We start from the raw sequence: 20,496 nt of genomic DNA, 5'->3' as shown, positions 1-20,496 counted from the left end.
AAATCACTAGAAAAAAATGTCCAAAAAGTAATTACTACTTTTCGGACAATTAATTAGCTAATTTTTAATATCTCTACTTCCATATCTCCACCTGGAGTTGTTAGTTTCACAACATCTCCGACTTGATGGCCCATTAAAGCTTTTGCGATTGGTGAATCATTTGAAATTAGACCTTCCATAGGATCTGCTTCTGCTGAACCAACAATCGTATAAGACTCTTCAAAATCAGCACGCTTTCCATCGATTAACTCATCAAAAGTAACTGTTTTACCTAAAGTTACAGTACTGCTTCCAGTTTCATCTTCTGTAATGATTAAAGCGTTTCGTAACATCGACTCAATTGTTGAAATACGGCCTTCTACGAAACCTTGCTCCTCTTTCGCCGAATCGTATTCCGAGTTTTCAGATAAGTCCCCGAAACTACGAGCAACTTTAATACGCTCAACAACTTCTTTACGCTTTACAGTTTTCAAAAACTCTAATTCTTCTTCTAACTTCGCTTTTCCCCCTAATGTCATCGGGTATTGTTTTTCATTTGACAAAGCAATCACTCCTTAATAATCCTCGAAAACACTAATATACACCTTAGAACTTAAAATGCAATCGTTTTCTTTTGTCTATAAAATAATAGGCACATAGCATAAAAACCCGGTCGCTAGTTAAATGTATGAATGAGCGGACTTCCTTAGAAGCCGCTCGTTCATTTTAACTACTACCGAATTTTTTATTCGTACCGTATTAAGCATTGCAAATAACAATGCTTTTTAAATGAAAATAATGTAAATACCTACCCATCATATTATACATTTGGATCAGTTTCAAGAATTGTTTTAATTTTTGTTACCATTAAATCAATTGCAACTTCATTGTCGCCGCCTTCTGGAACGATAACATCCGCATATCGCTTCGTTGGCTCAATAAACAAATTATGCATTGGGCGCACTGCTGTTAAATACTGATGGATGACTGAATCTGCTGTCCGACCACGTTCTGAAATATCGCGCTGGATGCGTCGAATAATTCGCAAGTCTGAATCTGTATCAACAAATAATTTTATATCCATTAAATTACGTAAACGCTCATCTTCTAGCACTAAAATGCCTTCAATAATTATTACGTCTTTTGGCTCTACATGAATCACTTCCGTAGAGCGTGTATGTTGTACATAATCATATACCGGTTTATCGATTGCTTGACGATCTAATAAAGAATGCACATGCTCAATTAACAAATCTGTATCAAATGCCAACGGGTGGTCATAATTCGTTTTCAGACGATCTTCAAACGTCATATGACTCTGGTCTTTATAGTAATAATCTTGTTCAATAACTACAACTGAATGATCCCGAAAAACATCATAAATGGCATGTGTTACACTCGTTTTCCCTGAGCATGAACCACCTGCAATCCCGATAACTACTGGGCGTTTTTTCATTTACACGTTCTCCTTACGCATCATATTTAATTTCGATACTGGGCGATCTACTTTGAATTTTAAAATTTGTAATGGATGGCGAGCAACATCTAACTCATTGCCTTCCTCATCCCAAATTTGACCAACTTTCATTTCGAATGTTTCGATATCTGGGCCGAAAAATTCAATTGTATCACCTGGCTTGAAGTAATTACGTTGTTGCATCGTCACCATTTGTGTGTCTGCATCATAATCAAGCACAAGACCTGCAAAATCCCATTTCATTTTATGTGAATGGAAACCGAACATTTGCTGTTTATAGCTTGGCTCACCTTCAAAGAATGATGAAGCAGTTGCACGATTTGCACAGCGCGCTAATTCCTCTAACCACTCTTTTTTAATTTGGAAGTTGTCAGGATCTGCACAATATGCATCAATCACTTTACGGTATACAGAAACAACAGTTGCTACATAGTGAATTGACTTCATCCGACCTTCAACTTTTAATGAATCGATACCTAACTCAATCATGTGAGGAATTGATTCGATTAATTTTAAATCTTTCGGACTCATCGCAAACGGAGCTTCACCTTCGTTAAATAATGCTTTTTCTTCACCATCTACGTTTTCATAAAGATCGTAGTCCCAACGACAAGATTGGCAGCAGCCACCACGGTTTGAATCACGTGCTGTCATATGGTTTGATAGTGTACAACGTCCAGAATAAGCGATACACATTGCTCCGTGCACGAATGCCTCGATTTCAATGTCTACTTCCTCTTTCATTTTTTGCATTTCGATTGCGCCTACTTCACGTGCAAGTACAACGCGGTGTAAGCCTTCATCTTTCCAATACTTCACAGCTTTCCAGTTAGATAAAGACTGTTGAGTGGAAAGGTGAATTTCTAGCTTTGGTGCAACTCGTCGGCATGTTTCAATAATAAGTGGGTCTGCTACGATAATCCCTTTTACACCCGCGCCTTCAATTGCTTGTAAATATTCCTCTAAACCGTCCATATTCTCGTTATGGGCGAAAATATTAGTTGTTACATACACTACAGCACCGTATTTTTTTGCAAATTCTACACCTTCAGCCATTTCTTCAATCGTGAAGTTATCTGCATTTGAACGTAAGCCGAATTCTTGTCCACCGATAAAAACGGCATCTGCTCCGTAATGAACGGCAACTTTTAATTTTTCTAAGCTTCCTGCTGGTGCTAAAAGTTCTGGTTTTTTCGTAATGACACGTTTGCCATCTATAGTTTCACGAATTTTTTCATTTTGAATTAATTGAAGCATTGTTTGCCGCCCCTTTCTAGTAAACTGTTTCTTTGAAGATAAAGCCTGTATCTAAAGGACGTAATGCAGGTTGAATTTCTTCAATTTTCGCGACTAACTCGTCTTTTAAGTTTTCATATGCATCTTCGCCTTCATCGAAATATGCATCAATCGCTTGACGATATAAGTTTGTAACTGTCACAACATACTCAAAGCTTTGCAATACGCCATCAAATTTTAATGAGTCAATACCCGCTTCAAATAGCTCTGGTAGTTCATCAATAACACACATATCATTTGGAGAGAAAATGTGTGTTCCATTTAGATCTTCATAAATTGGATATTTATTTTTACGCTCTTTATCATGTAAAAACATATTTTTATTTTCTTTACGATTTTCGATTTCCATTACTTCATCGCGATATAAGAAGTAATTGCCTAAAAGTGAACGTTTAGACTGGAACATACAAGTCATACCTTGAACTTGTACTTCAATTTCATGCTCTGTATTTTCTTTAATTTCCAACACTTCGTCAAGAGAAAGCTCACGTGCTAAAACAGTACGTTTTGCACCGCGTTCTCCCCAGTAATTTACTTGGAACCAGTTTGTCGCAATTGTTTCTGGACTCCAATGTAGCGGAATTGTAATACCTAATTCGCGCACTGCTACGACAACAGCAGGATCACCGAAAAGTAGAGCATCAACGCCAATACGTTGCATTTCTTGTAAATAGGCATCAAGTGCATCTAAACGATCGTTATGGAAAAGTGCATTCACTGCTACATATACTTTTTTATTAGCTGCATGAATAATTTCAGTTGCTTGTTCTACTTCTGATACGTTAAATTCTCCTGCTAAACGCAAGCCAAATTTTTGCTCACCAATGACAAATGCATCTGCACCTGCCTCGATTAAAGCTTTCACATGCTCAATCGATTGCGGTGTTACTAATAGTTCAGGTTTTTTCACCTAAATCACCTCTTCAAACAAATTAATAAACCATCACCGACAGGGAAAAATGCGCTTGTATAATCCGGGTGCTGCATAATCCAGTCTGTGAAATGTTTTAAATTACGAATCATCGTTCTCTTTCTTCTTGGAACATCTTTAATATCTAAATCTGATAAGCCGTGCATGTACATATTATCAATATAAAGCACGCCACCAGATGGTACGAGCGGCGAGTATTTTTCGAAAAACTTTTGATATTGACCTTTTGCCGCATCAATAAAAATCGCATCATAAGTAGAGCGAATCGATTCCACTTCTACTTCCAGTGCATCTCCTTCTATGACAGTAATACGATCTGCCACTTCTGAACGAGCGATAAAGTTTTTCGCGTACTGTACACGATCTGAATCACGCTCAATCGTCACGATTCGACATTCAGGTAAAGCATATGCCATTCTCATCGCCGAATAGCCAATAGCTGTTCCAATTTCTAAAATCGACGACGGCTTTTGTATGCGCAGTAACTGATTTAGTGCATCTATGCCTGCAAGCTGCATAATAGGTACATGATTATCTTTAGCGAATTGTTCCATCTCTTGCAGTAGCTCATTACGCGGTTGAATGAACGATTCAATGTACGTATCTGATAATTCCATTGTTAAAGCTCCTTTGCACGGACAATTGTTTCGCCAAAAGAAAAAAGCGAAACGATGATGTTTGCGCCCGTCGCTTGTCATATATAAGGACAAAAAATCACAATTTATAATAGCATGAAAACAAAAGGAATGCGAATAATGTTTACTAAAAGTCCTATGTCTAAAGCAAGAGAAGCAATGGATCATTAAGAACTGTGCACCTGTTTTATGCACTTTACTCAGATACATTGTTCGTAATAAACACATATCGTCATTATATCTCGAAATGTGTATAAAATAAGTTCCTACTTTAGACTGAACTATAAAGTAATTATTCGATTCCTTTTCAATAAAATAAAATTATTTTAAATATTTAGCGATGTTTGCTAAATGTTCTTCATATGTTTTAGCAAAATGGTTTGTCCCACTTTCATCTGCTAAGAAGTATAAATAATCCGTATTCGATGGATTTAACGCTGCCTCAATTGAAACCTTCCCTGCTCCAGCGATTGGCCCAGGCGGTAATCCAACATTTTTATACGTGTTGTATGGGTTATCAATTTCTAAATCCTCATACAATACACGTTCCTTATGTGACCCTAATGAATAAAGCACCGTTGGATCTGTTTGCAGTGGCATATCGATATTTAAACGGTTATAAAAAACGCTCGCGATTGTTTCACGATCCGTTTGTGCAGTCGCCTCTTTCTCAAGAAGTGAAGCAAATGTTAATAATTCGTGCACAGTCATTTCTTTTTCTTCCAACGCAGAACGGTATTCTGACACGATATTATTCATTGCAGAAACCATCACTTTGATTATTTCATCTAAAGTAGGGTTTTCTTCATAGAACGGGAATGTTGCTGGATATAAATAACCTTCTAATGCATAGCGAATATTTTCACCATATATTTCTTCCGTAAGTAAGTTTGGAAAATCTCCCATTAACTTTTCGATAAATGCTTTATCCGTTACTTTTTCCATAAATTGCTCGGGCGTATAATCTGTTTTTTTCGCTACTACCGCGGCAATTTGATCGAGTGTTAACCCTTCTGGAACTGTTAATGTAAAGACCGGTTCACGGTACACTTTCCCCGTTTTTAAGCTTTCGATAATCTCATCTAAAGTCATCGCTTGAGTCATCGTATAGTTACCAGCCTGGAATTGTGATTCATTTTTAAATTTCGTATAGTATTTAAAAATTCTTGCATCCTTGATAATGCCATTTTTCTCTAAAATAGCTGCTATGGATGTTATCCCTGAACCCATTGGAATTTCAATTGCAATCTCTTTTGTTGCTTCTGGATTCACTGGCTTTAACGCTGATGTTACATATTTATAGCTAAAAAATCCGACTGCTATAAGAATAGTAAGTACGATAATTGCAATGACACCTGTTATACGACGCACTACTTTTACTTCTTTTTTTCTATTTTTCATTTTCGTAAACATTTCTTTCTTTTTTTCTTCATTATCCACGGGTAAACCCCCTTTAATTCTCTTTCAATATGATACAAGATAATGTAAAACGTGACAAATAAAAAAGGTTTTATGTTAATTCTGGTGTATAGTATCGAGAATAATTATTGCATCCGTCCTGTATCTGCTCATGCATCGCTACCCTAACTTCGCCGTAAATTGAACATCGACTGACTGCCCAGCCTACTTCATTTGTAAAGAGAGCTCAGTGCGGGGTTTCAGCCGTCAGTTTTCGAAAAAAACGTATTTGTACCGAGAGCTACAGCGACTTGTAAAAGAGTGTCGGGGGAGACACCTCTACCTTCTTATCTAACTCCAAAATTGCTTCCTCGATTACATGTGAATCATTGTTTATTTATCTGATTTCAGGTGTTATTTATCTAATTCGTAGTATTAATTATCTAATTCAATGAGTTATTTATATAATATTGGAAGTTATTTATCTCAAGGCTTTTTTAACTTGATAAATTAATTTAATGGTGTTGCAGCCTATTGTCGTCACAATATTCTTTTGGAATACACCTTAATTATATATATTTCCACTTGAACCATTTGAATTATTCCATTGAACACGATAACGTACCAAGTAACACAGCTTAGTAAGGTTTTCTTTGCGATGAGTCATCTTAGGTGCATGTTCATATGATTTGTGCACTTAGCGTGATTGCACTGTTTTATTAATTTTTTGCGTTAAATTTTGAAACCACCCTAGTCATTAAAACTATAAAAAAGTGTGAAGTTTAGGGTTAAATACCTAATCCTCACACTTTTCAAGTTGATTATTGCTCTGCTAATGATGCAAGTACTTGCTCAATCATTGCCCATTCTTCGTCAGATTCGATAGGCAACAACTCTGAAACTTCGCCATTATCTCCTGCAATATATGCAGATGCGAATACTTCTGATGGTGCCTCACCTTCATTATCCTCGTCATCTATTGCATAAAATAAATACGATTTACCGTTCGCATCAAAGCGATGTAAAATATGACAAATTAAATCCTCGCCAGCTTCATTTGTTATCGTCATATAATTATCTTGATCATCAGAAAACTCATCAACAAGCGTATTTAAAACTTCTTGAACCATTTCCCACTCTTCTTCTGTTTCGAGTGGCGATAACTCACCTATTTCTCCATTGTCATCTAATTCAAAACGCAATGCCGATACTTCCGGGTTTTCTTCACCTTCAATTGTATACAATACATATGAATATTCTTCTGCATCAAACGTAAAAATTACACGACAAAGTACTTCCTCACCTGCATCATTTAACACTTTAAAAAATTGTTCATCCATTATCATTTCCTCCTTAAAAAGAAAACAGAGTTGGCAAGATTGCCTCCCCTGTTGTAATTAAGTGTTTATATTCTTATTAAATTACTCTTCGTCTTCGTCGCCGAATTCATCTTCTAATGCATTTAATACGTCTTCGATTAAATCCCATTCAGCTTCTGTTTCGATTGGTTCTAATTCACCGTCTTCACCGTTTTCAGATGGTACGAATGAAGATGCGAAAATTTCGATTTGGCCTTCATCATCTTCTTCAGCACCTACTAATGAGTATAGTACGTATGATTTACCAAATTCCTCTGAATCAAATGTGTGAATTATTTCACAAAGTTGTTCGTTGCCGCTTTCATCTACGATTGTAATATTACGTTGTTCTTGTTCCATTACCGGTCACCTCTTCTGTTATTTTAAGGAAGTATCCTTAGTTGCCCCTTTGCGCTTCACTTTCGGGGCAGAAAATCCTTGTTTTTGCCCCTGGCGTTTCACTTTCGGGGCAGAAAATCCTTGTTTTTACCCCTGGCGTTTCACTTTCGGGGCAGAAAATCCTTGTTTTTACCCCTGGCGTTTCACTTTCGGGGCAGAAAATCCTTGTTTTTACCCCTGGCGTTTCACTTTCGGGGCAGAAAATTAAAAATTCTCTATGAGAGAATTTTTAATTTTTGCTATCTAAATATCCTTGTAGGATCATGACAGCTGCCATTTTATCAATGACTTGTTTACGCTTTTTACGGCTTACGTCTGCTTCAATGAGCATACGTTCTGCAGCCATCGTTGTCAGTCGTTCATCCCATAGTTTTACTGGCATGCCGAAAGTATCTTCTAATAGCTTTTTATAGTTTTCAGAAGCTTCACCACGAGGGCCAACAGTATTATTCATGTTTTTTGGATAGCCAACAACAAACTCTGTAACAACATATTCCTTTACAAGCTCTTTGATACGTTCAATACCAAATTGTTGTTGCTCTTCATCAATTTTAACTGTTTCAATTCCTTGTGCAGTCCAACCAAGCGCATCACTTATTGCGACGCCGACCGTTTTCGAGCCAACGTCTAATCCCATAATCCTCATTTTGTAGCCTCGGTATTCTTCCTAATATAAAATTTTACAAGCTCCTCGAGAATTTCATCTCGTTCTAGCTTACGGATTAAATTTCGTGCGTCCTGGTGGCGAGGGATGTATGCCGGATCACCAGATAGTAAATACCCAACAATTTGGTTCGTAGGGTTATAGCCTTTTTCCTCTAATGAAGCGTACACCTTTAACATTACTTGCTTTACTTCTTGTTCCATTGATTCTTCCGGAAAACTAAATTTCATTGTTTGATCAAACGAACTCAAGACCAGCACCTCGCTTTCAGAAATAAGGAGATGGACATAGCCATCTCCATTTCTTTTATTATACCCGATTTATCAGCTGAATTAAATGAATTTAAATTAAATTCATATAAATGTAATCGCACGAATCAAAATATTGTCTGTCGCTATGCTTTCACATAAATGACACACGCTAGTTTCGTTCAGTCAACTGAACAAAATTAAATGGATTTAACGTAATCATACACAGAATTTAATGCTTCATCAAGTTTTGAACCATCTTTTGCACCAGCCATAGCCATATCCGGACGACCGCCACCTTTGCCTCCACATGCTTCTGCTACTAATTTAACAATATTACCTGCGTGATAATTGCTACCTACTAAATCTTTTGTTACACCAGCACATAACATGACTTTTTCGCCGTCTACAGCACCAAGTACGATTACTGCTTGTTCCATTTTCCCTTTTAAATCATCCATCATTTGACGAAGCTGATTATTGTCTTTTGCATCAATACGAGTTGATAGAACTGTTACATCACCTATTTTTTGTGCTGCATCTAGCACTGCCCCTGCTTGAGCATTAGCTATTTTTTGTGATAACGATTCATTTTCACGTTGTAATTCTTTATATTCTGCTTGTAAGCCTGTTACACGCGCAACTAGATCTTTTGGATTCGCTTTGAAATGACTAGCAGCTTCTACTAAGATTGCTTCTTCTTCCTTTGCAGCAAAATATGCACCTTTTCCAGTTACCGCTTCAATTCGTCGAGTACCTGCGCCAATACCACCTTCAGATACGATTTTAAAGAAGCCGATTTCCGAAGATCGTTTTACGTGGATACCACCACAAAGCTCGATTGAATAGTCACCTACTGCTACAACGCGTACTACATCGCCGTATTTTTCACCGAATAATGCCATAGCGCCCATTGCTTTTGCTTCGTCGATTGGCATTTCAGCAATCACAACTTCAATGTCGTCCCAAATTTTTTCGTTTACTATACGTTCAATTTGCGCTAGCTCTTCTTTCGTAACTTGACCGAAGTGGGAGAAGTCAAAACGTAGACGATCTGGACCAACATAAGAACCAGCTTGGTTAACATGGTCACCTAACACATCTTTAAGCGCACGTTGCATAATATGTGTCGCCGTGTGGTTTTTTATAACTAAATTACGCTCTTCACGGTTTACAGCAGCATGTACGTCTTCACCAACTTGCATTTCACCAGATTCCACGACTACTGTGTGTAAAGGTTGCCCATTTGGTGCTTTTTGTACATCTTTTACAAATGCAGTGAAGCTATCGTTTGAAATATAACCGTGATCTGCAATTTGTCCACCCATCTCAGCGTAGAATGGTGTTTCAGCTAAGATAATCAATGCTTCCTGACCTTCTGAAGCTACTTTTGCTACTTGTCCATCTACTACAATTGCAGCAATTTTTGTATTTGCTGTTAACGTATCGAAGCCAACAAATGTACTTTCCTCTTTTAAGTTTGCTAATACTTCATTTTGTACTTGCATCGAATCTACATCTTGTCGAGCAGCACGTGCACGTTCACGTTGTTCTTCCATAGCCACGTCGAAGCCTTCATGATCAACTGTCATGCCCACTTCTTCAGCATACTCTTCAGTTAATTCGACCGGGAAACCGTACGTGTCATACAAACGGAATGCATCTGCACCTGGAATAAATGTTTTGCCGGCTGCTTTTTGTGCTGCTACGACTTCGTTGAAAATAGATAGACCACCATCTAATGTTTCGTGGAAACGCACTTCTTCATTTTTTATCACACGTTGGATAAATTCGGTTTTTTCAGTAACCTCTGGATAGAAATCCTGCATAATTGCCCCAACAGTTGGAACTAATTCAAACATAAATGGCTTTTCAATACCAATTTGTTTTGCATAACGAACTGCACGACGTAATAAACGACGTAATACGTAGCCGCGGCCTTCATTTGATGGTAATGCGCCATCACCAATAGCAAATGCAACTGTACGGATATGGTCTGCAATTACTTTAAATGGTGTATTAATATCTTCCTCTGAACCAAAAATCTCACTTAGCGCAACTTCACCTGGTCGCTTGTATTTACGATTAGAGAATTCTTCGATTTTTTCAATAATCGGCATGAATAAATCTGTATCAAAGTTTGTTGGTACGTTTTGAACAACTGATACGATACGCTCTAAGCCCATCCCTGTATCGATATTTTGCTTCGGAAGTGGCGTATATGTGCCATCAGGGTTGTGATTAAATTGAGAAAACACTAAATTCCAAATTTCTAAGTAACGTTCGTTTTCTCCACCTGGGTACATTTCTGGATCATTTTCATCTGTACCGTATTCAACGCCGCGATCATAGAAAATTTCTGAGTTCGGACCAGATGGACCTTCTCCTATATCCCAGAAATTCCCTTCTAAACGAATTAAACGTTCTTCTGGGATACCGATTTCGTTATGCCATACATCATATGCTTCCTGATCTTCTGGATGAATTGTAATCGTTAATAAGTCTGGATTAAAGCCCATCCATTTTTCATCTGTTAGAAACTCCCAAGCGTAGTGAATTGCTTCTTTTTTGAAATAATCACCGATTGAGAAATTCCCTAACATTTCAAAGAATGTATGGTGACGCGCTGTTTTCCCCACGTTTTCAATATCGTTTGTACGAATTGATTTTTGCGCATTCGTAATACGTGGATTTTCTGGAATAATGCGACCATCAAAATACGGTTTTAACGTCGCTACACCTGAGTTAATCCATAATAATGATGGGTCATTAATTGGTACTAGCGGCGCTGATGGCTCATGGTGATGCCCTTTTTCCTTAAAGAATTCTAAGTAAAGACGACGAATATCTGATGCTTTCATAGTGAAAATTCCTCCTAATATTTTGTTTAATATAGCTCTTGAAAAGATGAATAGAATATAAAAAAGCCCTCATCCCAAAAAGGGACGAAGACTGTATGTTTTCGCGGTACCACCCTAGTTATAGCTTAAAACTGCGGCAATAACTGCACACTTTAAACTATCTCTCATATGCTTGTAACGTCAGCAAACGGCAGGGATTAGCTGCACTCTGGAGTAGCTGTTCGGCTTTACTTCGTGGAGATTCTTTCAGCCTAAGGAATCTCTTTCTATACACGCTTTAAAACGTACTTTTTCCATCATCGTTTTCATTTATTATGCCTTAAATTATATGAAATTGTTCACATGCTGTCAATGTAATATCGTTAATGCTCACTACTTTTCTTACACCGTTAGCGAAGTTTTTTGATTGAATTGATCGTACCAGCTATATACTTGCTCTGCTTCAAGTGGCTTAGCAAAATAATACCCTTGAATAATTGGCTTTATACTATGTTCTTCAATAAATTGTACTTGTTCGGCTATTTCTACACCTTCAATAACAATATTCAATTCTAGTGACTCACCAATTGCAATAATTCCTCGTAAAATCGATGCATCTTTCACTGAATGTGGTATATCATCAATAAATGATTTATCGATTTTCAATGTTGAAATATTCATTTGTTTTAAATAAGATAATGAGGAAACACCTGTACCAAAATCATCAAGTGCTACAGAATAGCCTTTTTCACGGAACAATTCGACTGCTCTAATTGCTTCTTGTACATTGTTTACAAAGCTTGTTTCTGTAATTTCTAATTCTAATTGTTGTGGTAAAACACCGTAACGTAAAATCGTTTCATCTAAAACTCCGACTAAATTTTGTGAAGTAACATAATTACCCGGGATATTAATTGCAATATGATGGAATTGTAAATGCTGTTTTTGCCAATTAATAATTTGTTGACAAACTCTTTCAATGACCCAATCTGTTACAAGCTGAATCTTATCCGTTTTTTCTAAAATCGGAATAAACACAGCTGGGCTAACGAAACCATATTTAGAATGTTGCCAGCGTAATAAGGTTTCGAAACCAACGACTTCATTTTTTAGTGAATTAATTTTAGGTTGATATACTAAATACAATTCATTTTGTTTTAATGCTGTCACAATGTCTTGCTCAAGCTCTTCTTCAAACGCTGAGCTATGTACCGTCTCATCATAAATAATTACTTGCTGTTTATAAGATGGAGATTGCCGGAATATACTCATTGCATTGTCATAAAGCTTTGCTGGATCAATATTATTTTTTGCCTGCGATAACGCACAGGCGACTGAAATCGGCAATTGTTCTGAACGAACTTGTAACGGGTACTCAAACTTTTTGGCTAGCTCACGCATTTCCACTTCAAACATTTTGCCTCCTTGCTTCGTTGCAATGGCTAATTGATCTTGTGAAATGCGGTATACATCAACATTATGAGACTTAAATGTTAAAAACTTTGCTGCAATTTTCTTAATAAATGCTTCACCAAAAATATAGCCAAATTGCTGATTAATATTTGTCCATTCATTAAAATGCCATACTGCGATTTGTTTATATTCTCTATTTGCTAAGCGTTTTTCGAAAATGTTAAAGTTCGGTAAATGTGTATGTGGATCATAGTTTTTCGCACGATATTCAACATATTTATCTGCAAAAATAGCAGACAATAAAAAACTTACTAGAATTAGTAATAAAATTGTCAATTCCAACGCTAAATTATACCTATCTACTACCGTTATTACATGTTCCTTTATAACAACATCATTCTGTACATAAAATTTCATTGATAACATTGCTACATAATGCGTTATAGAAATACATATCCCCATTACAATCCCGATAATAACACGGACAAACTGACGATTCATATATGTATAGAAAATACTAAAAACAAAAAAAGAAATGAATGATGCTACAACTGCAATAACTAGCCCTACAACATTATATGTATGCTTTGCCTCTACTTGCATCGAAGCCATGCCAATAAAATGCATGGAACATACTCCAATTCCCATAAGTAAACTGCTATAAACTGCACGTTTAAGTGAAGTTCCTTGTTTATTAACTGAATAAAAAGCAAAAAAAGCTGCTAGCATAGCTGGGATAATCGAAAGAATTGTTAACACTAAATTGTATTCAATTTTTATAGGTAGCGCAAAGGCGAGCATACCTACATAATGTAATGACCATATTCCAAAACCCATTGCAATTGATGCTAAAATAGTCCAAATGTAGCGGTTAATAAAACTATCATTATTCGCTCGCAGACTCATAGTAATGGCCGTATAAGATGATAGACATACGAAAAAAACTGATAAAATAACTAATGGCAAAGCGTATTCCCCTGAAATAATTTTATATCCTTCAGGTATCGCAGTTATATGTAAATGCACAAAAAGACCTCCCAGCATACTAAAACAAATGAACTAGAGCCGTAATATAGTTTAATTGAAATGCTTGAGGAACACAAATTTTACAAGTTAATCATTACTTTTACCATCTTTTCAAAAAAAGCGTGTAGACAAATACAAATTTTGATTTTGTCTACACGCTCTACTTTTTGCCAATCAATTACCTCTAAGCATAATTAATTTACCATGAAATATTAAATTGATTTTCCCTCTACAAACAACCTATTCTTCCATAAAATCAAATGGGGTAATACCTTGCATTCCGATAAGCGGGTGCACATACGGAGCCGTTTCAATAGTTAAACTAGATGGCAGTGCTTCCCCTTTTACTGTAAATATTTCTTGTTGTTCTTCTATTTGAGTAGGCTGTGATTTTTGCTGTACCGGCTTAGGTGGGGCATCTTCCACTACGACATCTCCAACGGCCATAGGATTTAGTCTCGCTTTTAAACTTGTTAATCGCATTAAATCATCCGTTTTCGCTAATCCTTGCGCAAGTACATCCGGCTCCCCACATAATATTAAAAAGTTTTTTGCACGTGTAATGCCTGTGTACAACAAATTACGGCGTAGCATTTTAGAGTAACCTCGAACGATGGGCATAATAACCGTTTGGAACTCCGAGCCTTGTGATTTATGAATGGAACAGCAATAAGCTAGCGTCAATTGGTTTAAATCACCACGTTGATAAGTTACTTCAATCCCGTCATAAGAAACGAGAAGCAAATCTTGTTTTTCAATCGTTTCCTTTGCCTTAATAATGGAAATAACTTCACCCATATCGCCGTTAAACACGTTACTTTCTGGTTGGTTCACTAACTGTAATACTTTATCACCAATACGATATATTGTATCTCCAAAAACAAGCTCTTTACGTGTACCATCGTTTGGATTAACGAGCTCTTGAATTTGTTTGTTTAGTGCATCTATGCCTGCTGGACCTTTATACATCGGTGCTAACACTTGAATATCCCGAATGGCTTGGCCTTTTGCTACCGCGCTTTTCACAATTTGAGTAACGACGCTCGTTACTTGATCTGCTGACGCTTTGATAAACGAACGGTCTGCAGTTTTGTCTGTTAAAGTTTGCGGTACGACGCCTTTTTTAATTTGATGGGCAATATCAATGATCGTAGAACCTTCTGCTTGTCTATACACGTCTGTTAACTCAACTGTCGGAACTTGCTTTGAGCTGAGCAAATCCTTTAACACTTGCCCCGGTCCAACAGGTGGCAATTGGTCTTGATCCCCTACGAATACGACTTGTACATCTTCAGCTAAGCTTTTTAGTAGCTGATGTGCTAGCCACGTATCGACCATCGACATTTCATCGATAATTATTAACCGTCCTGCAACCTCGCGTTCTGTTTCTTCTTCCTTTTCCTGACCCGTAAAGCCAAGGAGTCTGTGAATTGTCATTGCAGGTAACTCTGTCGACTCAGCTAATCGCTTTGCCGCACGTCCTGTTGGCGCAGCAAGAACTATTGGGAACGGCTCTTCCTTTTGGGCATATTCTTTTGGATTTAATGACAAACCATGTAATTCCGCATACACTTCAACTAGCCCTTTAATAACAGTTGTTTTCCCTGTACCCGGTCCACCAGTTAAAATCATGACAGCGGAATTTAGCGCACGTTCAATCGCTTCAACTTGAGTAGGTGCATAGTTTACATTGTACCGTTCTTCAACTTCACCTATTGCTTTGCGAATCTCATCTTTCGAGAAGTTTTCCTGCTTTTTATTTTGTTCAACTAGCTCTAGTATTTTTGATGCAATACCAACCTCACTAAAATATAAGGACGGTAAATACATTCGTGTTTCTTCGCCACAAATTTTACTTTCCTCACGCATTTCGATACAAGCTTGTGAAATTGCAGCAAATGGGATTTCAATGCGCTGACTTTGCTCTAGCATCGATTTTACTAGTGGCAGTACTTGCTCAGCCTCCATATATACATGCCCATCAGAAAGAGCCGCATTCGTTAATACGTGAAATACAGCTGCCTTTATTCGATCAGGATGATTGCCTGTAATACCTAGCTTTGCGCCTAAATCATCTGCTCGGCCAAAACCTACACCGTCCACATCTTCAATTAGGCGGTACGGATTTTCAGATAATAAGGAAATTGTGTCCTCTCTGTATGTTTGGTATATTTTCATACCGAGCTGCGGGCCAAAACCCCATTCATTTAGCTGAATCATGACACGCTCTAAACCAAGATTTTGTTCAATCGTTTGTATAATAATTTGCTTTTTCTCTTCTGATAGTCTTGGCACAACATCAAGAGCATTCGGATCTTCCATAATTTTTTTTAACGCATTTGTACCAAGCTTTGCGACAATTGTTTCTGCTGTTTTCCGTCCAATGCCTGTAAATAAATCACTCGATAAATAATGAACAATCCCTTGCTCTGTTGCTGGTACTTCTTTTTCAAATGTATCTACCTGAAATTGCACACCGTATTTCGGATGTGTCTTCATATTGCCGGTAAAGCGGTACATTTCGTCCTCTACTAAAGGCGGGAAATACCCGACTACAATCATTTCCTTTTCTTCATACTGCAAATTCGTTTCTTGAATCTTTACACGAATAATTGAATACATATTCGTCGCATTATGGAAAATAGTTACGATGGGACGACCTAAAACAAATAGTTTATTCAATTCGAATAAATTAAGATTTTCCGCCATCTATTTTCGCCCCTAACTAACATTTCTTGTATCGAATATTTTATCATAGTCACATAGTTAATGACATGTTTCATGCGAATAATAACATTTTTATGCAAAGCACAATCGGTGAATGGTATGATAAATGTAATAATATTCAGAAAGTGTTGTGGTAGACGATGGAATTTAGACCATGTATTGATTTACACGATGGTAAAGTGAAGCAAATCGTCGGTAGTACACTTGGTCACACGGACAAAGAAGTTGTTGAAAACTTCATTTCAGAAAATGATTCAAGTTATTTTGCAAACATGTTCAAAGTGGACGGATTAACCGGTGGGCATGTTATTATGCTTGGCAACGGGAATGAAGATGCTGCTCTTACGGCACTAAAAACTTATCCGAACGCATTGCAAATTGGTGGAGGTATTACCGCTGAAAATGCCACTAAATTTATCGAAGCAGGTGCGTCACACGTCATAGTTACTTCTTATATTTTTCATGATGGCGCACTCGATATGGACCGTCTTGAAAAATTAGTTTCTACAGTCGGCAAAGATAAGCTCGTCATTGATCTAAGCTGCCGAATTCGTAATGGAAAATGGTTCGTCGTAACGGATAAATGGACGAAATTTAGCGATTTCGAAGTGAATGCCAAGCAGATTCGTATTATTGAAAAATATTGTGATGAGCTTCTTATTCACGCGGTTGATGTGGAAGGCAAACGGAGTGGCATGCAGGAAAGTTTAGTGCGTGATTTAGCCGAATGGACATCGATTCCAACAACTTACGCAGGTGGTGTTCGCTCCATCGAGGACTTACAAAGGTTAGAAGTAATTGCTAGAGGCAAATTGCACGTCACAATCGGTTCTGCTCTCGATATTTTTGGTGGTGACCTTGCCTATGCAGATGTAGTTTCTTATTGTAAAAAATAATTAAAGGACGTGCGAAATATGAATATCATATATGAAAATTTAGTATTCCCTTTTAAAGAAACAAACCTTGAGCGTATTATTGACGATCGTTATTTCAAAATTAATTTACGTGATGCACCACAAGAACTACGTATTCATTTAGAAAGCGAAATGATGCTTCTAGTGTTTTCAAAATCATTAAAAGCGACTTGTAGTTTGCTGCAAGATTACGAGAAAGAGCCGTTTATTATTACAACAATCGATTTAAACATTTTCCTAGATGAATTTAATAAACGCTATAAATTAAACGCGACGATTGAAAAATAAGAAACTGCTTTCAAATTATTGTTCTACGCTAAATAGTGTGGTAAGGCATTAAGAATAGATATCGTATTCGTTTCGGTGCCTCCCGCATCTCTTACTTAACAGATAGAATTTTGCTCCTGCGAATATATTTAAAACATAGCTTATGGCTTTCCTAGCTAACAAAATAGGTTTTGAGCGAACGATATTTACGCGATGTACTAGGAAAGAGCACTTATGATATGGTGCCCTTCAGTTGCCACAACTAAATCAATTCCAAATTTAAGAATAAACTTACTACAAAAATCTTCAAACATAAGAGGTTATTTCATGAAAAACTATAAAGTCATTTTATTTGATCTAGATGGTACATTATCTGATCCGAAAATCGGTATTACAAAATCGGTACAATATGCTTTAGAGAAAATGGGTATTAACGAGCCTAACATCAATAACTTAGAGCCTTTTATCGGACCACCTCTACAAGTTTCATTCAGCGAATTTTACGGCTTCAATCAAGCGGAGTCAACACAAGCAATCGCCTATTACCGCGAACGTTTCAAAAAGTTTGGGATGTTTGAAAACGCCTTATATAAAGGCATTCCTACGCTTCTAAAAATGTTAAAATCACAAGGCTATCTTCTAGCTATCGCTACTTCAAAACCGACAGTATTTGCGGAAGAAATATTAAAATATTTCGATATCGATCACTATTTTGATATTATCGGCGGTAGCAATTTAGACGGTACGCGTTCTGCAAAAGGCGAAATTATTGCGTTTGTCATGCAACATTTTGAGCAATATAGCACGCAGTATTTTATTATGATTGGTGATCGCAAGCATGATATTATCGGCGCGATTGAAAATAACATCGAATCAATTGGGGTTACATACGGTTACGGATCTAACGAGGAATTGCAGCTAGCCAGGGCAACATATATCGTTGATAGTGTTGAGAAATTGGGAGAATTTTTTAATACATACGAAATAAGCTAAAGTTTTTCGTGCCTATAGTAATACCGAAGGAACATTACTTTTTTAATAATAACAAAAATGCCAGCAGGATTATTATATCTTGCTGGCGTTTTTCTTTGCTTTTATATAGCTGGACTGAAGTGGTAAACCACTCCTTGAGACAGCCTTTTTCGTTAATTCAATTATAGCATAATATTCCGTAAATTTTCAGACTGTTCTTTAAATATTATTTTAAGTACGATAGTCGATACAAAGGGGGCTGTTAGATGGAACTTGGACTGACAAAGGATGAAGTAAAAATAGTTCCTTATAATGCTGAGTGGAAAAACGAATTCGATCGTATAAAGGTCGCTATTTTACAAACTACAAACATAAATGACAATCAGATTGAGCATATCGGCAGTACAGCAATTGTTGAAATGAAAGCAAAGCCTATTATCGATATATTGGTAGGTGTTAAAGAGATTTCAGAGATTAACCGAGACTTCGAACAAGCACTCCGTTCAATCGGCTTTTATCGTCTACGGGTAGCGAGACCAAATGAAGTAGTGTTTGCGAAATTCAAAGATGAAACGTTTGAAATAAAAACGCATTTTATCCACGTCGTAAATTTCAAAGATGATCTTTGGGAAAATCTCCTTTTCTTTAGAAATTATTTAAATGAACATGAAGATGCAAAACTTGAATATATTCAGTTGAAAGAGGCTTATTTAGAAACCCGCGCAACGGGAATTAATGATTACACAAATTTCAAAGAAGATTTTGTAATGCGGATTTTTTCAAAAAGAATATTGGGGGTAAGTGAATGAAATTTTATAAGTTTGCAAGTACCAAAGGAAATTTTGTTACTCATTTTAATTCTCATTTCTTTATGAATAAAATAATCCAAACAAATTCCGAAGCACAAATTGCTTTGATGACATTAGAGGAAAATGGTGTCGTCGGTTATCATCAGGCTGTAGTACCACAAATGTTAGTCATATTAGATGGCGAAGGTTATGTACGCAGCAATTCCAGTGATTTCACTTTTATTAAAAAGGGCGAGGCAGTGTTGTGGGACAAAGATGAGTGGCACGAAACAAAAACAAAAACCGGATTGATTGCTTTAGTAATTGAAAGCAAGGAAATCGAGACTAATTGTATTTTAATGGATGAGCTATTTATAAAAATGTAATTTAACCCTCAAACTTAAAAGCTCGGTTACTACTAAAAAGTAGCACCGAGCTTTTTTTTATTTAGCCTAGTTCAATCGCTGGCTAATCATATCGTAAATGTATTTTGCTTGATCAAACTCTGGTTGCAATGTGAAAGCCTGCTTTAAATGGTACATCGCATCTTCTGTTTTATCAGTCGATACTGCGTACAAGACACCTAAATTATAATGTGCATCGGCATTATTCCAGTCTTCATCAATGACGAATTGCAATTCTGCCTTTGCTTGTTCGAACATTTCCATTGTGCAAAGTAAAATGCCGTACGCTAGTCGAATTTGTAAATCATTCGGTGCAAGCTCTGCCGCGCGCTGCAAATATGGTAATGCCAATTTATATTTCTCATCACGCTCAAATGATTTGCCTAGCATGTAGTAAGCGTCTGCCCCTTCAATACCGTGCTCGATTGATTTTTGATAAAGCTTAGCTGCTTCAATATAGCGCTCGGCATTATAATACAAATTCGCTAAGCCATAATATGCTGTAGCCGCCTTTTCATCTATCGTAATCGCCTTTTGGAAGAAACGTTCCGCGCGTTCCGTATCGTTTAATGTTGCAAGTAAGTTACCAAAGTTTACATAACCAATTGCTTCTTCCGGTGCTTCTTCAATCGCTTGAGTAAAAAATTGCGCCGCATCTTCATAGCGTTTTTCTTTAAAAGCTTGAATACCTTGTTCATTAAAAGTCATAAATATACTCCTCTAACGTAGCAAAAGACCGCCCACCGAGCAGCCTTTGCCG

19 protein-coding genes and 1 other annotated feature are annotated in these 20,496 nt (G+C 37.0%); of the genes, 5 read left to right on the top strand and 14 right to left on the bottom strand.

Annotated features, from left to right (window positions below; genetic code table 11):
- Positions 1-53: 53 nt before the first annotated feature.
- The 13 genes from greA to recD2 form a co-directional block, all read right to left on the bottom strand.
- A complete protein-coding gene (gene greA / locus AAFN87_RS01970; protein WP_347789307.1) occupies positions 54-542 on the bottom strand; it encodes a transcription elongation factor GreA in 489 nt (162 codons plus the stop codon).
- A 257-nt stretch (positions 543-799) separates the two neighbouring features.
- Complete coding sequence (udk, locus tag AAFN87_RS01965; RefSeq protein ID WP_347789306.1) at positions 800-1,435, bottom strand: uridine kinase; 636 nt, start codon at positions 1,433-1,435, stop codon at positions 800-802.
- Positions 1,436-2,713 (bottom strand): peptidase U32 family protein, encoded by a 1,278-nt coding sequence (locus AAFN87_RS01960; RefSeq protein ID WP_347789305.1) that lies wholly within the window; start codon positions 2,711-2,713, stop codon positions 1,436-1,438.
- Between the two features lie 16 nt (positions 2,714-2,729).
- Positions 2,730-3,662: a peptidase U32 family protein gene (locus AAFN87_RS01955; RefSeq protein WP_347789304.1), complete on the bottom strand. Its 933-nt coding sequence runs from the start codon at positions 3,660-3,662 to the stop codon at positions 2,730-2,732.
- 5 nt (positions 3,663-3,667) lie between these two features.
- Positions 3,668-4,300 carry an O-methyltransferase gene (locus tag AAFN87_RS01950; RefSeq protein WP_347789303.1) on the bottom strand — a complete coding sequence of 211 codons (633 nt, stop codon included), beginning with the start codon at positions 4,298-4,300 and terminating at the stop codon, positions 3,668-3,670.
- A gap of 339 nt (positions 4,301-4,639) precedes the next feature.
- Positions 4,640-5,758 carry an endolytic transglycosylase MltG gene (gene mltG / locus AAFN87_RS01945; RefSeq protein ID WP_347789302.1) on the bottom strand — a complete coding sequence of 373 codons (1,119 nt, stop codon included), beginning with the start codon at positions 5,756-5,758 and terminating at the stop codon, positions 4,640-4,642.
- 779 nt (positions 5,759-6,537) lie between these two features.
- Entirely contained in the window at positions 6,538-7,056 is a 519-nt protein-coding gene (locus AAFN87_RS01940) for a DUF1292 domain-containing protein (protein WP_347789301.1), read from the bottom strand.
- Between the two features lie 81 nt (positions 7,057-7,137).
- The gene (locus tag AAFN87_RS01935; RefSeq protein ID WP_347789300.1) at positions 7,138-7,434 is read right to left on the bottom strand and encodes a DUF1292 domain-containing protein; all 297 of its coding nucleotides are present in this window, start codon (positions 7,432-7,434) and stop codon (positions 7,138-7,140) included.
- 268 nt (positions 7,435-7,702) lie between these two features.
- Positions 7,703-8,119, bottom strand: coding sequence for a Holliday junction resolvase RuvX (gene ruvX / locus AAFN87_RS01930; RefSeq protein WP_347789299.1), 417 nt, complete (start codon positions 8,117-8,119; stop codon positions 7,703-7,705).
- Positions 8,116-8,388, bottom strand: coding sequence for an IreB family regulatory phosphoprotein (locus tag AAFN87_RS01925; RefSeq protein WP_347789298.1), 273 nt, complete (start codon positions 8,386-8,388; stop codon positions 8,116-8,118). Before AAFN87_RS01925 ends, ruvX begins: the two co-directional genes overlap by 4 nt.
- A gap of 197 nt (positions 8,389-8,585) precedes the next feature.
- A complete protein-coding gene (gene alaS, locus AAFN87_RS01920) occupies positions 8,586-11,246 on the bottom strand; it encodes an alanine--tRNA ligase (RefSeq protein ID WP_347789297.1) in 2,661 nt (886 codons plus the stop codon).
- 77 nt (positions 11,247-11,323) lie between these two features.
- Positions 11,324-11,555 (bottom strand) — a binding site (T-box leader).
- Between the two features lie 72 nt (positions 11,556-11,627).
- A complete protein-coding gene (locus AAFN87_RS01915) occupies positions 11,628-13,664 on the bottom strand; it encodes a bifunctional diguanylate cyclase/phosphodiesterase (RefSeq protein ID WP_347789296.1) in 2,037 nt (678 codons plus the stop codon).
- Between the two features lie 240 nt (positions 13,665-13,904).
- Positions 13,905-16,373: an SF1B family DNA helicase RecD2 gene (gene recD2 / locus AAFN87_RS01910; protein ID WP_347789295.1), complete on the bottom strand. Its 2,469-nt coding sequence runs from the start codon at positions 16,371-16,373 to the stop codon at positions 13,905-13,907.
- Between the two features lie 158 nt (positions 16,374-16,531).
- Here recD2 and hisA point away from each other — a divergent pair, with 158 nt between their 5' ends.
- The 5 genes from hisA to AAFN87_RS01885 all read left to right on the top strand — a co-directional run bounded on the left by hisA (position 16,532) and on the right by AAFN87_RS01885 (position 19,718).
- Positions 16,532-17,287, top strand: a complete 756-nt coding sequence (hisA, locus tag AAFN87_RS01905) for a phosphoribosylformimino-5-aminoimidazole carboxamide ribotide isomerase (protein ID WP_347789294.1) — start codon at positions 16,532-16,534, stop codon at positions 17,285-17,287.
- Positions 17,288-17,305: 18 nt separating this feature from the next.
- Positions 17,306-17,593 carry a hypothetical protein gene (locus tag AAFN87_RS01900; protein ID WP_347789293.1) on the top strand — a complete coding sequence of 96 codons (288 nt, stop codon included), beginning with the start codon at positions 17,306-17,308 and terminating at the stop codon, positions 17,591-17,593.
- A gap of 306 nt (positions 17,594-17,899) precedes the next feature.
- The gene (locus AAFN87_RS01895) at positions 17,900-18,565 is read left to right on the top strand and encodes an HAD family hydrolase (protein ID WP_347789292.1); all 666 of its coding nucleotides are present in this window, start codon (positions 17,900-17,902) and stop codon (positions 18,563-18,565) included.
- Positions 18,566-18,810: 245 nt separating this feature from the next.
- Positions 18,811-19,353 carry a GrpB family protein gene (locus tag AAFN87_RS01890; RefSeq protein WP_347789291.1) on the top strand — a complete coding sequence of 181 codons (543 nt, stop codon included), beginning with the start codon at positions 18,811-18,813 and terminating at the stop codon, positions 19,351-19,353.
- Entirely contained in the window at positions 19,350-19,718 is a 369-nt protein-coding gene (locus AAFN87_RS01885) for a cupin (protein ID WP_347789290.1), read from the top strand. Before AAFN87_RS01890 ends, AAFN87_RS01885 begins: the two co-directional genes overlap by 4 nt.
- A 66-nt stretch (positions 19,719-19,784) precedes the next feature.
- Here the strand turns inward: AAFN87_RS01885 and AAFN87_RS01880 are convergent, their stop codons facing one another.
- The gene (locus AAFN87_RS01880; RefSeq protein WP_347789289.1) at positions 19,785-20,444 is read right to left on the bottom strand and encodes a tetratricopeptide repeat protein; all 660 of its coding nucleotides are present in this window, start codon (positions 20,442-20,444) and stop codon (positions 19,785-19,787) included.
- Between the last annotated feature and the right edge of the window lie 52 nt (positions 20,445-20,496).

The sequence above is a fragment of the Solibacillus sp. CAU 1738 genome, from assembly GCF_039888725.1.
In the GTDB taxonomy this organism is placed as follows: domain Bacteria; phylum Bacillota; class Bacilli; order Bacillales_A; family Planococcaceae; genus Metasolibacillus.
The sequence above is the reverse complement of the archived record's forward strand: the minus strand, read 5'-3'. Positions and strand labels throughout refer to the sequence as shown.

What these genes read in the sequence shown, in the direction of transcription:
- udk (WP_347789306.1), bottom strand. Translation starts at nt 1,435, where the DNA reads ATGAAAAAACGCCCAGTAGTTATCGGGATTGCAGGTGGTTCATGCTCA.
- AAFN87_RS01960 (WP_347789305.1), bottom strand. Translation starts at nt 2,713, where the DNA reads ATGCTTCAATTAATTCAAAATGAAAAAATTCGTGAAACTATAGATGGC.
- AAFN87_RS01950 (WP_347789303.1), bottom strand. Translation starts at nt 4,300, where the DNA reads ATGGAATTATCAGATACGTACATTGAATCGTTCATTCAACCGCGTAAT.
- AAFN87_RS01940 (WP_347789301.1), bottom strand. Translation starts at nt 7,056, where the DNA reads ATGGATGAACAATTTTTTAAAGTGTTAAATGATGCAGGTGAGGAAGTA.
- AAFN87_RS01935 (WP_347789300.1), bottom strand. Translation starts at nt 7,434, where the DNA reads ATGGAACAAGAACAACGTAATATTACAATCGTAGATGAAAGCGGCAAC.
- ruvX (WP_347789299.1), bottom strand. Translation starts at nt 8,119, where the DNA reads ATGAGGATTATGGGATTAGACGTTGGCTCGAAAACGGTCGGCGTCGCA.
- alaS (WP_347789297.1), bottom strand. Translation starts at nt 11,246, where the DNA reads ATGAAAGCATCAGATATTCGTCGTCTTTACTTAGAATTCTTTAAGGAA.
- recD2 (WP_347789295.1), bottom strand. Translation starts at nt 16,373, where the DNA reads ATGGCGGAAAATCTTAATTTATTCGAATTGAATAAACTATTTGTTTTA.
- hisA (WP_347789294.1), top strand. Translation starts at nt 16,532, where the DNA reads ATGGAATTTAGACCATGTATTGATTTACACGATGGTAAAGTGAAGCAA.
- AAFN87_RS01900 (WP_347789293.1), top strand. Translation starts at nt 17,306, where the DNA reads ATGAATATCATATATGAAAATTTAGTATTCCCTTTTAAAGAAACAAAC.
- AAFN87_RS01895 (WP_347789292.1), top strand. Translation starts at nt 17,900, where the DNA reads ATGAAAAACTATAAAGTCATTTTATTTGATCTAGATGGTACATTATCT.
- AAFN87_RS01890 (WP_347789291.1), top strand. Translation starts at nt 18,811, where the DNA reads ATGGAACTTGGACTGACAAAGGATGAAGTAAAAATAGTTCCTTATAAT.
- AAFN87_RS01885 (WP_347789290.1), top strand. Translation starts at nt 19,350, where the DNA reads ATGAAATTTTATAAGTTTGCAAGTACCAAAGGAAATTTTGTTACTCAT.
- AAFN87_RS01880 (WP_347789289.1), bottom strand. Translation starts at nt 20,444, where the DNA reads ATGACTTTTAATGAACAAGGTATTCAAGCTTTTAAAGAAAAACGCTAT.